The following is an 11,057-nucleotide window of genomic DNA, read 5'->3' as shown; positions in this document are numbered from 1 at the left end:
GAGGGAGGACGCCGTCGCCAGGGACCGCGATCGTCACGCCCCGTCCCCGATCTCCGGCGTCGACGCGCCCGCTGCGTACGTGGTGAGGATGCGGTCCGACACCGTGTCGCGGACGGCGTTGAAGTACCGTCCGCAGCCGTGGACGTGCCGCCAGCGCTCGCGGTGCGGCCCCTTCGCGTTGGTGCGGATGTAGAGGAAGTCGCGCCATGCCTCGTCGGTCACGCGAGGATGCGGCCGCACGACGTGGGCCTCGCCGGCGTAGGCGAACTCGACCTCCGGCAGCGTCTCCTCGCAGTAGGGGCATGGGACGAGGAGCATCAGTGCGCCACCGCCGCGGCAGCCGCCTCGTCGATGAGCCGGCCGGTGGTGAACCGCTCCAGGGTGAACGGCGCGTTGATCCTGTGCGGCTCGTCCCGGGCGATGGTGTGGGCGAGCGCGTGGGCGGACCCCGGCGTCGCCTTGAAACCGCCGGTGCCCCAGCCGCAGTTGACGTAGAGCCCTGGTACCGGCGTCTTGCCAAGGATGGGCGAGCGATCCGGCGTCACGTCGACGATGCCGCCCCAAAGGCGCAGCATCCTCATGCGGGCGAACTGCGGGAACATCTCGCAGATCGCGGCCAGCGTGTGCTCGATCATCGCCATCCCGCCGCGCTGGGAGTAGCTCGTGTACTGGTCGGTGCCCGAGCCGATCACGAGCTCGCCCTTGTCGGACTGCGAGATGTAGGCGTGCACCGTGTTCGACATGACGACGCACGGGAAGACCGGCTTGACGGGCTCCGACACCAGCGCCTGCAGCGGGAAGCTCTCCAGCGGCATCCTGACGCCGGCGGTGTCCATTAGGACCGACGTGTGACCGGCGGCCGACACCGCGACCTTCTTGGCAGCGATGAAGCCGCGCGTCGTCTCGACGCCCGTCACCGCGCCGTCCGGCCCCCGGCGGATGGCGGTGACCGGGCAGTTCTGCACGATGTCGACGCCGCGCGCCGCCGCAGCGCGGGCGTAGCCCCAGGCGACGGCGTCGTGCCGCGCGGTGCCGGCGCGCGCCTGCCAGGCGGCACCCAGCACGGGGTAGCGCGCGTCCGCGTCGATGTTGAGCGGCGGGCAGATCGCCTTCGCCTCGGCGGCGGTCAGCCAGCGGTTGTCGACGCCGTTCAGCCGGTTGGCGTGGATGTGTCGCTTGAACACCCGCACGTCCTGCACGGTGTGAGCGAGCATCATCACGCCGCGCCGGGAGAACATGACGTTGTAGTTCAGCTCCTGCGAAAGGCCCTCCCACAAGTCGACGGCGTGGGCGTAGAGCGCAGCGGACTCGTCGTAAAGGTAGTTCGAGCGGATGATCGTGGTGTTGCGACCGGTGTTGCCGCCGCCGAGCCACCCCTTGTCGATCACCGCGACGCTGGTGATCCCGTGCTCCTTGGCAAGGTAGTACGCCGCGCCGAGCCCGTGCCCCCCCGCGCCGACGATGACGACGTCGTAGGACGGCTTCGGCTCCGCGTCAGGCCACTGAGCGGTCCAGTGCCGGTCGCCGGTGAAGGCGCTTCTCAGAAGCTCCAGTGCGGAGAAGTGCGTCACGGCGGCCTCCTCTGACGCAGGCATCGTTCGACGGCGAAGTCGCTCCGAGGCAAGCGCGCGCGGATGGGATCGACGCGACCTTGTCATAGATCGGCGCTTGGTGCCAAAGCCCACCCTGGGCGGTCTGCTGCCGCACGGACAGCGTCCTGCCACGCCCGGCCCTTGATCAAGGTTCGCGCCTTCAAGGGTCGGACGCCAGGCCTATTGCGCGGCGTAGGCAGCGGGTTAGGCTCGTCGTACATGACGGGGAGGGCGACGGTGAAGGCACTCGTATCGCGAGAGGTCGGCGGACCCGACACGCTGGTTCTGGCCGACATGCCCGACCCGACGCCGGGGGAGGGAGAGATCCTCGTCGCCGTCGAGGCGTGCGGGCTCAACTACCCGGACGTCCTGATCATCGAGGACAAGTATCAGATGCGCCCGCCGCGGCCGTTCGCCCCAGGCGGCGAGGTGGCGGGGACCGTGGAGGCCGTCGGGCCGGGCGTCAGCGCCTTTTCGCCGGGCGACAGGGTGGTCGGCGTCACCGGGCATGGCGGGCTCGCCACCAAGGCCGTGCTGCAGGAGGAGAGTGCCTACGCCCTGCCTGACGGCTTCGACGCCAAGGATGGTGCGGGACTGCTGTTCACCTACGGCACGACGATCTACGCGCTGCTCGACCGCGGCGCGCTGAAGGCGGGCGAGACGGTCCTGGTTTTGGGAGCGGCCGGTGGGGTCGGCAGCGCCGCCGTGGAGATCGCCCGCGCCGTCGGCGCCACGGTGGTGGCGGCGACGTCCAGCGACGAGAAGGCGGCGGCCGCGCGCAAGGCCGGCGCGGAGCGCTCGGTGGTCTACGGTCGCGGGCCGCTTGACAAGGAGGCCTCGAAGGCGCTCGCCGCCGACTTTAAGGCAGCGGTGGGGGACGCCGGCGCCAACGTCATCTACGACCCGGTCGGCGGGGACTATGCCGAGCCCGCGCTGCGCGCCATCGCGTGGGAGGGACGCTACCTCGTCGTCGGCTTCACGGCGGGCATCCCGCGGCTGCCGCTCAACCTGACGCTGTTGAAGAGCTGCGACGTGCGCGGCGTCTTCTGGGGCGCCTTCGCCCGGCGCAACCCCGCAGCGAACCGGCGCCACGTGGCGCAACTCTTCACGTGGTGGGGTGAGGGCAAGATCCGCCCGCATGTCAGCCGCACCTGGCCGCTCGCCGAGGGGGGCACGGCGATCGCCCACCTCGGCTCGCGGCAGGCCATCGGCAAGGTCGTGGTGACGATGGACTGAGCTGCCGGCGGCGGCTCGATGGCGGGACGAGCTCGAGGTGTTGGGACGACGTGGCAGCGTCAGTCGAGCCATTGGAACGGTGAGCAGCCGGTCGACGAACCGGCCCCAAACCCAACCGTCGCGCCGGTAGCTCGACCCTCAAGCACGCACGTCGACCCAGCAACGCGATGGTCCTCGAAGGTGGCAGGATTGTCCCAGACGTGAGCCGCATGGGGCCGCTCGTCGAGGGGCGGGCGATCGTCCACCTTGGCTCGCGGCGAGCCATCGGCAAGGTGCGGCAAGCCATCGGCAAGGTGCGGCAGGCCATCGGCAAGGTGCGGCAGGCCATCGGCAAGGTGCGGCGAGCCATCGGCAAGGTGCGGCAGGCCATCGGCAAGGTGCGGCAAGCCATCGGCAAGGTGATGGTGGTGGGCCGACCTGACCGCGCCGGCTCGCTGGCGCAACCGGGCTCGAAGCGTTCGCACGCCGCGGCTGCGTCAGTCGAGCCACTCATAGGGTCGGCAGCAGTCGACGAAGCGGCCCCAAACCCAACCGTCACGGCCCTCGGCTCGACCTTCAAGCACGTGCACGTGGACCCAGCGGCTCGAATGTCCCTCGAAGGCGGTGTCGACGTCCGCGATCTCAACCACCACGGTCCCCCGGGGCAGGCCGGTGATCCGCGCGTGCGCTGTCGATGGCCCGGTGCGCAGCCAGGCATCGGACGCGATGGACAGCGCGTCGATGGAGTTCGCCGTTGCGGCACCGGCGGACGAGGTGAGGACCGCGACAAGCGCCAGGATGAAACCACGCAGCATGCTTCAGCATAGCGCGGCCGCACGGGCGCTGGCCATCTACGCAAAGTTGAACGCGTGATGGGTCAGTTGCGCTGGCTGTCCACGGGCGATCGATCTGCCGTCGCCCACGCTTGGCTTCGACGCACATCAGCGGCGGGTCGCCGCAGCGCGGCCGACAGCGTCGAGGAGTTGGTCGCCGGACGGTCGTAGCCGGGCAATGCGGCGGCCGTCCATGAGGGACCGAACATGCGCGCGATGGCGGTGCGGTCGCGGTGAAGAAGGGGTGGGGAGCACCTTCGCCAGCGCGCGGATCGATCTTGGGTGGGATGTTCGGCAGGGCGCTGCGGGCCTCGACCGTCGGGCCGGATAGCGGCGGTGTCGTAGGCCTTGGGCGTGCAGCACGCCGCAACGCGGCATCCCTCCAACGGGTCGCCCGCCGCCCGCAGCCCGGCGATCCGCCCGTGCCCGGCGGTGAAGGCGCCGATGTGGTGAAAGGCTGTGACGGGGCTTGGGCGTGGCCAGCGCCCGGGGGGCCGGCCGGACCCCGGATGGGGTGCTTGGGTTTTCCGCGGCTTCTCCCGGCGCGCGGCGACGCCCAGCTGGTGCTCCGAGGCGTCCGCGAGCGTCCGCAGGGGGTTGTGCTGAAGCCGCGGGTGGGTCGTGCGACGAGGGGTGGACAAGGCAACACCACCACGACGGCGCATCGAACGACGTTGGACCACGCACGATGCCCGCGTCGCACTGGTGCCTCCCGCTCCACGCGCGTCGTCCCGCGGCACCCACAGGCAGCGACCGCCGACCAAACGCTGGAGGGTGATCGGCCTACGCCGACACCATCGCGACGTTCAGCGGCCGGTGTGGCGTGGCAGCACGATCAGCGTCGGCAGATCGGGCAGCGTGTTGAGTGAAACTTTGAGCACAGCTTCGGCCGGCATCTCGACGTGCAGTCCGTCCTGACGCGTGCGAGCCACGAAGTCCGCCAACGTATAATTCGAGAACCAATGCATGGGGATCGCGATCGACGCACGCAATCGAGAGACGACCTCCATCATTGCGGTGTGGTTCATCGTGTAGGTGCCGTCGATGGGGACGAACACGACGTCCAGCCGGCCAACCTCGGCGAACTGTGCATCCGACAGGGGCTGGTGCAGGTGCCCGAGGTGCCCGATGCACAGGCCCTGGATCTCGAAGATGAAGATCGAGTTCCCGTGCTCCTCGATCCCGACGTGGGATCGAATGTCGGTCGCAACGTTGCGGACGAGGACCTCCCCGACGGTCAGAAGGTGTTCGGCACGCGCGCCGGCGCTGCCCCAACCGCGAAGCACATGCGGGATGGCCGGGTCGGGAAACGCGGTCCAGTGGCTCGAGTGGGCGTGGTTCATTGTGACGATGTCGGGTCGAGGGCCGCTTCCCGCCGACCCTGCGTAGTCCGTCGCAATGGTGGTGCCATCCGGCGCGGTGATGCGGAACGTGGAGTGCCCGACGTAGCGGATCTCCACCGTGTAGTCGGAAGCGGGCTCAGTCGCCACGTGAACGACCCTGCCGCCAACTGGGAGCCGGTTGGCAATCGCCTGACAGTTGGAGAACTGGGCGAGCGCCGGCGTTGTCACGATCGTGCCGAGGACGACCGAAACGAGCAATCGTGTGAAGGTTGCCAACGCCGACGCCAGCAGATGCGACGGCGACGCGTCAACGGATGGGCAAACGGTCATGGCCACCTCCGGCTAGTCTGCGGTGTCCTGCCCCTCCGATCGGGATGGACGGCGCAACCCGCGCTTCCTCTGCCAGCATACACGCGCAGGGTACCGCAGCATACTTCGCAGGGTTCGGCGTCGTTGGGCGACCGTCGGGTCCGTCGATCGGCATCGCTGCGGGCGTGCATGCGCGCTGCGTTCCGTGCAGGCAGGGAGCCGGCAGCGGCGCCGCGGCCGGTGCGCCTCCGAAGCGGCAGGCGAGCGGCCAACGATGCTCCGAGCATCTGCGTCGACGATGGGGTCGACGGAAGGCCGCGGGTCAGACCGGACGGGGACCGCCGAGCGGCCTGCTGGTGCGCGTCAAGCTTGTGTTCGACGCGACGATGGTCAACATCGGCGCCTCGTCGTCCGTCATCGAGGCGGCGGTGGGGACCTCGCAGGGCTGACGGTCGCCGACGAAGGCATATCCGGCGAACCGCTTGGCGTCGATGATGTCGTGGCCGAGCCGCAGGCGGAGCTTCTTGCGCAGCTTCGAGATGTGCCCCTCGATGACCGTCTCATCGACGTTTTCGTTGAACAGGCCGTAGATCGCGTTGAACAGCTGCGTCTTGGTGATGCGTCGACGACGGTTCTTGACCAGGTACTCGAGGATCTGGCGTTCGCGACGAGGCAGCTCCACGGGCTCACCATCGATCGTCGGGTCCCGCGAGTCGAAGTACACGGTCAGTCGGCCGAACTGGGCCTCCTCCCGCGCATCGCTTGAGCGGCGCCAGATCGCGTGCGCCCGCGCCACGATCTCCCGCACCGGAGCGGGCTTCTTCACGACATCGTCGACACCGACGTTGAACAGCTCCAAGGTCTCCTCCAGCCCACCCTCCTCCTTGAGGGCGATGATGGGGGTCTTGGAGCGCGAGCGGACGAGCGCTGGGACTGCAAGACGGTCTTCGGTGGCGCCGAGCACGACCGCTTGGATGGCCGAGACGTCTGCGTCGGAGACCGACTGCAGCCACTCGGCAAAGTCGGCACCGACGAAGGTCGTGCATGCCAGGCCCTCGCGCTCGAAGCCGGACCTGTAACCATTCGCGACAACATCACGCGAATCGATGACGATGTACACTGTGCAGTCCTTTCCCGGTCCCGTTTGGCGGCGTCCCTTCGAGCCACGAAGGCTCGGGGAGGCATCCGCTCCGGCGACCATCTCGGCCGCCTCGCTGACACAACCTTTGCGACTAATGGTTGTGCAGCGCAACCCAATAGACAACTTTCTCGGGAGTTATCGGGTTGTTAAGGAATTGTAAGGGCGTCGGTGTCCGCGTTGAGGGCGGCCTACCGTGCTGGGGACGCCGGGGGATCCTGGGGACACCGGGGACTCTGATCGAACACCGGCGCCGCCAGGGCATCGGGGGGGTCTGCTCAGATGCTCTAGCTCGTTGATCGGGAGCGGTCTTCTCGGGGTTGGGAGTTCCAGCTAACCCCAAACAGCTCTCTAGGCGGGCTGGAACACGCTCTCGATCTTCCCCTTCAGGGTCTGGGCGTTGAACGGCTTCACGATGTAGTTGCTGACACCGGCTTTCTTCGCCGCGATCACGTTCTCGGACTTCGCCTCGGCAGTCACCATGATGAAGGGGATCGTCTGCAGCGAAGGGTCGGCGCGAACCTCCTTGAGGAGGTCGTAGCCCGTCATCGGCTCCATGTTCCAGTCCGAGATCACCAGCCCGTAGCTTCGAGCGCGAAGTCTTTCGAGCGCCTCCGTGCCGTCCGTTGCGTCGTCGATGTCCTCGAAGCCGATCTGACGGAGGAGGTTCTTAATGATCCTGATCATCGTTTTGTAGTCGTCGACGACGAGAACAGGCATCTTAAGGTCCAGGGACATCGTATGCTCCAGTTCGATGACGTCGTCATCATGAGGATCGCTGCAACTGGTTCTAGGGGAGATGGCTTGGCTCAGGCTTGGTCACAACCTTGCGCGACGCTTCCGTCGGTGGATGCCGAAGGTTGTAAACACGCGCCATACGGGTAGAATGAAGTGTACCTACCCGCTTGGAGTTGACGCACATGGCAGGGCCGCTTCCGGTGGAGGTCGAAAGGACGCGCGAACTCGTCGAGGGCTCGCCGATGGGAGATCAGGTCGCTCTCATCCTCCACGAGCTGCAGGCGCTCCGCACGGAGGGACGGCTGCCGCAGCCCGCCAAAAACGCCATCGTCCTGTGGAGCGGCGTCGACGACATCCAGAAGCGGATAGAGGTCACGAAGCAGGAGGTCAGCGCGCTGCACGCGCGGGGCGTGAGCGAGCAGTCGAAGGGCCGAGCGACCGAACAGCTCAGAGCGGTGGTGGTCGGCACGGAAGCCGCGACCGACGCGATCCTTGCGGCGGCGGAGGCGATCGATGGGGCCGTCTTCCTGCTGCGCGTGAGCGAAGACGCCGACGTGCGAAGGGCGGCACAGACCGTTGCGGACTGCGTGGTCAAGATCTTCGAAGCCTGCAACTTCCAAGACATCACCGGGCAGCGCATCTCGAAGGTGGTCGGATCGCTCGAGTTCATCGAGGAACGCATCGCCTCGATGGTCGACCTTTGGAAGGCGCAGGACCTTGTGTCGCCGGCGGCCTTGGATGCAGACGACCGAACCATGCTGAACGGGCCCGCCCTCGACGGCGATCGCGGCGTCGTCAGTCAGGACGAGGTCGACGCCTTGTTCCGCTAACGATGCGCGGTATGCGAACGATGTTCAAGGCAGGCCCCAAAGACGGCGGCGCTCGGCTATGCCGGGCTCGCCGCAGCATGCAGCGCACGGGACGGGACCCCTTGTCGGGTGCCACCGGTCGACGTGGGTTCGGTCGTGAGGTCGTCCATGCCCATGCGCGCCGTCGCCCTCCGCTCCGAGGATCCGGGACACCGTCTGCCCTCGTAAAGCTCGCCGCGATCCGGCTCCGGCTTCGCCGTACCGAGGCGGTGTCCTAGGTGTTTGATCCCGGCATTTGCTGGAGCGGGTTGATGGTGAAGCGTTGGGGTTCGTCTATCCACCGTTTGCAGACGTCTTCGTAGGGCGTAATCCCTTGAGGGTCTTGGGTCGGCGGCCGTAGTCGTAGGCGGCGATGAAGTCGGCGAGGTGTCGCCGGAGCTGCTCGTGGCCGTCGTAGGGGAAGCGTTTGACGGTGGCGTCCTTGATCGTGCGGTTCATCCGTTCGACCTGACCGTTCGTCCATGGATGGTTCGGCTTGGTGAAGCGGTGCTCGATGCCATGCTCGCGGCAGCGCATGGCGATGTGGCGGTGTGGATCTCATACGGCACCGCTTCGACGAGAGCGACGAGGAAGGCCGATGCGGTGACGCGGTTGACCTTTTCCACGAGCTGGGCGAAGGCGAACTTCGACGTCCGGTCGATCGCCACCAGAGTTTCCTCTTGCCAGGTTTGTCGCCATCGTCATCAGGCAGTCGGAAGATCCCGTGACGCTGCAGGCAGCGATGAAGGGATGCGCGGGTGAGATGTGGCATCGTCGGCTGGAGAGCGTTGGGGCAGTCGTCGAGCGGCAGCACGGTGTGGCGACGGAGGGCGACGATGATCGCCTCGTCCTCATCGGACAGGACCGTTGACCTTAGCTCTTCCGGTCCCGTCGGCAGGTCGCTCACCGACGAGCGCTCCTTCCATTCGGCCACGGTCTTCCGGTTGATCCCGTAGCGCCTCGCGAGGGCCCTCAGCTCTCTCGACTAACTTGTCTTGCTCGACGGAACGACCTCTTCGAGGCGTTGGCACAGGAGGGCGGACCACCGGCGACACTCGTGCTGGATGCCACCAGCGCGAAGGCTCACCGCTGCGCCGCCGGTGGAAAAGGGGGGCGGACGCCCAGGCCATCGGTCGCTCGCGAGGCGGGCGCACCACCAAGATCCCCATGGCGGTTGATGGCGCTGACGCCCCCGACGCCTGATCGTTCGCCCTGGCCATCGCGGCGACGGGCCAATGGCCGCCGACCTCATCGGCTCCTTCGCTCCGCGCTGGTGCCTCGCCGATGGGGCCTACGACGCCAAGGCTCCCGACGCCAAGGCTCCCGACGCCAAGGCCCTGCGCACGCTGGTCAGCGATCGCGGTGGCCTGCCGGTCATCCCCAACAACCCGACGAGGCGGACGAAGCACCCCTTCGATCCGGTGCTCGACCGCGAATGCAACGTCGTTGAACGATCATTCCGCCGACTGAAGGACTGGCCGCGCGTCGCCACACGATCCGACAAGCTGGCACGAAACCATCTCGCCGCGGTGACCATCGCCGCCATCGTCGCATTCTGGTTATGAGTTTGGAGCCAAGATGACGTTGTCCCCGGCGCCTGATCCAGGGCGAAGTGGAGTTCGGCCCAGAGAGGACCGAACGGATGAAGCGCAGCAGGTTCACGCAAGAGCGGATCATCGGCGTGCTGAAGGAGCATGCGGCGGGAGCGAAGGTCGCCGAGTTGTGCCGCAGTCACGGCATGAGCGATGCGACGTTCGACGCCTGGAAGTCGAAGTACGGCGGGATGGACGTGAGCGAGGCGAAGCGGCTGCGCGGGCTCGCGGAGGAGAACGCGAAGCTGAAGCGGCTGCTCGCCGAAGCGATGCTCGACAACTCGGCGCTGAAGGATCTCTTGGGAAAAAGATGGTGACGCCCGCTGCGAAGCGAGAGGCTGTCGCGCATCTTCGAGCGACGTTCAAGATGAGCGAGCGGCGGGCGTGCACGGTGGTGGGCGCGAGCCGGATGACGGTCCGTTACCGTTCGGTGCGGCGGCCCGACGGTCAGCTGCGCGAACGGTTGAGAGCGCTGGCGCACGAGCGACGGCGGTTCGGCTATCGGCGGCTGCACGTGCTGCTGCGGCGCGAAGGCTATGCCTTGAACCACAAGCGCCTCTTCCGGCTCTACCGCGAGGAACGCCTCACGGTGCGCAAGCGCGGCGGCCGCAAGAGGGCAGTCGGGACGCGAGCCCCGCTCGCCGTGCCGCTCCGGCCGAACGAGCGCTGGTCGCTCGACTTTGTGTCCGACCAGCTCGCCTGCGGCAGGCGCCTGCGCATCCTGACCGTCGTCGACGATCGCGCCCGCGAGTGCCTGGCGCTGGTCGCCGACACCTCGCTTTGCGGCGTGCGGGTTGCCCGCGAGCTCGACCGGCTCGTTGCCGAACGCGGCCGGCCGACGACGATCGTCAGCGACAACGGCACCGAGCTGACCGCGAACGCGATCCTCTCACGGGCCGACGAGCGTCGGGTCGCCTGGCACGACATTGCGCCCGGAAAGCCGATACAGAACGCCTTCATCGGGAGCTTCAACGGCCGCCTGCGAGACGAGCTCTTGAACGAGGGCCTGTTCCGCTCGCTCCCCCATGCCCGTGCCGTGCTGGCTGCGTGGCGCGCCGACTACAACACGACGCGGCCGCATTCGCGTCTCGGCCGGCTCACCCCGAACGACTACGCCGCAGCAATCCTGCGCCCGCGTCGCTCTCACGACCTGTCCAACCTCGACAGGTTTGGTTTGCCCCGCCTACCGACGTTAACCGCCGAATTCCAGCCGCCGCTGGATAGAAGTTGGGGGCAACGTCAACGAGAACACGTCCTCGATCAGACTGCTGACGAGCCTACGCGCGGAAGTTCGCGGCAGGGGACGACGCCCGATCGCGTGAAGGCTTCGTGAGCTGACCTCTCCGGCAGACCCGGGCTCATCGGGGCAGTGTAGCAAGCGCAGGCGAGCGATGGGGCCGCTCCTCCTCACAAGTTCGCCGACGAAACCTCGTGCGTCGGACGCGAGGC

10 protein-coding genes and 2 pseudogenes are annotated in these 11,057 nt (G+C 67.6%); 5 read left to right on the top strand and 7 right to left on the bottom strand.

The annotated features are described in order from the left end of the window. Positions 1–33 precede the first annotated feature (33 nt). Both ACOOE8_RS01150 and ACOOE8_RS01145 read right to left on the bottom strand, forming a co-directional pair. Positions 34–318 (bottom strand): sarcosine oxidase subunit delta, encoded by a 285-nt coding sequence (locus ACOOE8_RS01150; protein ID WP_420393080.1) that lies wholly within the window; start codon positions 316–318, stop codon positions 34–36. Then, complete coding sequence (locus ACOOE8_RS01145; protein WP_420393079.1) at positions 318–1,571, bottom strand: sarcosine oxidase subunit beta family protein; 1,254 nt, start codon at positions 1,569–1,571, stop codon at positions 318–320. The genes ACOOE8_RS01150 and ACOOE8_RS01145 overlap by 1 nt, the downstream gene beginning before the upstream one ends. 258 nt (positions 1,572–1,829) lie before the next feature. Here ACOOE8_RS01145 and ACOOE8_RS01140 point away from each other — a divergent pair, with 258 nt between their 5' ends. Beyond that, on the top strand, positions 1,830–2,828 hold the full coding sequence (locus ACOOE8_RS01140; protein ID WP_420393078.1) for an NADPH:quinone oxidoreductase family protein: 999 nt from the start codon (positions 1,830–1,832) through the stop codon (positions 2,826–2,828). Between the two features lie 476 nt (positions 2,829–3,304). Here the strand turns inward: ACOOE8_RS01140 and ACOOE8_RS01135 are convergent, their stop codons facing one another. From ACOOE8_RS01135 to ACOOE8_RS01120, 4 genes are all read right to left on the bottom strand, one after another. Then, complete coding sequence (locus ACOOE8_RS01135) at positions 3,305–3,622, bottom strand: SH3 domain-containing protein (RefSeq protein ID WP_420393077.1); 318 nt, start codon at positions 3,620–3,622, stop codon at positions 3,305–3,307. An 824-nt stretch (positions 3,623–4,446) separates the two neighbouring features. Continuing rightward, the gene (locus ACOOE8_RS01130; protein ID WP_420393076.1) at positions 4,447–5,130 is read right to left on the bottom strand and encodes an MBL fold metallo-hydrolase; all 684 of its coding nucleotides are present in this window, start codon (positions 5,128–5,130) and stop codon (positions 4,447–4,449) included. Between the two features lie 484 nt (positions 5,131–5,614). Beyond that, positions 5,615–6,556, bottom strand: coding sequence for a response regulator transcription factor (locus tag ACOOE8_RS01125; protein ID WP_420393075.1), 942 nt, complete (start codon positions 6,554–6,556; stop codon positions 5,615–5,617). Between the two features lie 225 nt (positions 6,557–6,781). Continuing rightward, positions 6,782–7,168, bottom strand: coding sequence for a chemotaxis response regulator CheY (locus ACOOE8_RS01120; protein ID WP_420393074.1), 387 nt, complete (start codon positions 7,166–7,168; stop codon positions 6,782–6,784). 182 nt (positions 7,169–7,350) lie between these two features. On the opposite strand from ACOOE8_RS01120, the gene ACOOE8_RS01115 reads away from it, so the two are divergent. Continuing rightward, positions 7,351–7,998 (top strand): protein phosphatase CheZ, encoded by a 648-nt coding sequence (locus tag ACOOE8_RS01115; RefSeq protein WP_420393073.1) that lies wholly within the window; start codon positions 7,351–7,353, stop codon positions 7,996–7,998. Positions 7,999–8,251: 253 nt separating this feature from the next. Here the strand turns inward: ACOOE8_RS01115 and ACOOE8_RS01110 are convergent. After that, positions 8,252–8,992: pseudogene (locus ACOOE8_RS01110) on the bottom strand (integrase core domain-containing protein); the annotation flags it as partial. 223 nt (positions 8,993–9,215) lie between these two features. Between ACOOE8_RS01110 and ACOOE8_RS01105 the strand changes: the two are divergent. From ACOOE8_RS01105 to ACOOE8_RS01095, 3 genes and pseudogenes are all read left to right on the top strand, one after another. Beyond that, positions 9,216–9,581, top strand: a complete 366-nt coding sequence (locus tag ACOOE8_RS01105) for a transposase (protein ID WP_420394587.1) — start codon at positions 9,216–9,218, stop codon at positions 9,579–9,581. A gap of 77 nt (positions 9,582–9,658) precedes the next feature. Continuing rightward, a pseudogene (locus tag ACOOE8_RS01100) lies at positions 9,659–9,811 on the top strand (transposase); the annotation flags it as partial. After that, a complete protein-coding gene (locus ACOOE8_RS01095; protein WP_420393072.1) occupies positions 9,739–10,941 on the top strand; it encodes an IS3 family transposase in 1,203 nt (400 codons plus the stop codon). The pseudogene ACOOE8_RS01100 and the gene ACOOE8_RS01095, both read left to right, overlap by 73 nt. Positions 10,942–11,057: the final 116 nt, after the last annotated feature.

This window comes from Acuticoccus sp. (assembly GCF_965213555.1).
In the GTDB taxonomy this organism is placed as follows: Bacteria; Pseudomonadota; Alphaproteobacteria; order Rhizobiales; family Amorphaceae; genus Acuticoccus.
Note: the sequence above shows the minus strand (reverse complement) of the source record. Positions and strands in the feature narration are given on the sequence as shown.

Bases quoted from the DNA above. Each gene is read 5' to 3' on its own strand.
- ACOOE8_RS01120 (WP_420393074.1), bottom strand. From the start codon at position 7,168: ATGTCCCTGGACCTTAAGATGCCTGTTCTCGTCGTCGACGACTACAAA.
- ACOOE8_RS01150 (WP_420393080.1), bottom strand. From the start codon at position 318: ATGCTCCTCGTCCCATGCCCCTACTGCGAGGAGACGCTGCCGGAGGTC.
- ACOOE8_RS01135 (WP_420393077.1), bottom strand. From the start codon at position 3,622: ATGCTGCGTGGTTTCATCCTGGCGCTTGTCGCGGTCCTCACCTCGTCC.
- ACOOE8_RS01115 (WP_420393073.1), top strand. From the start codon at position 7,351: ATGGCAGGGCCGCTTCCGGTGGAGGTCGAAAGGACGCGCGAACTCGTC.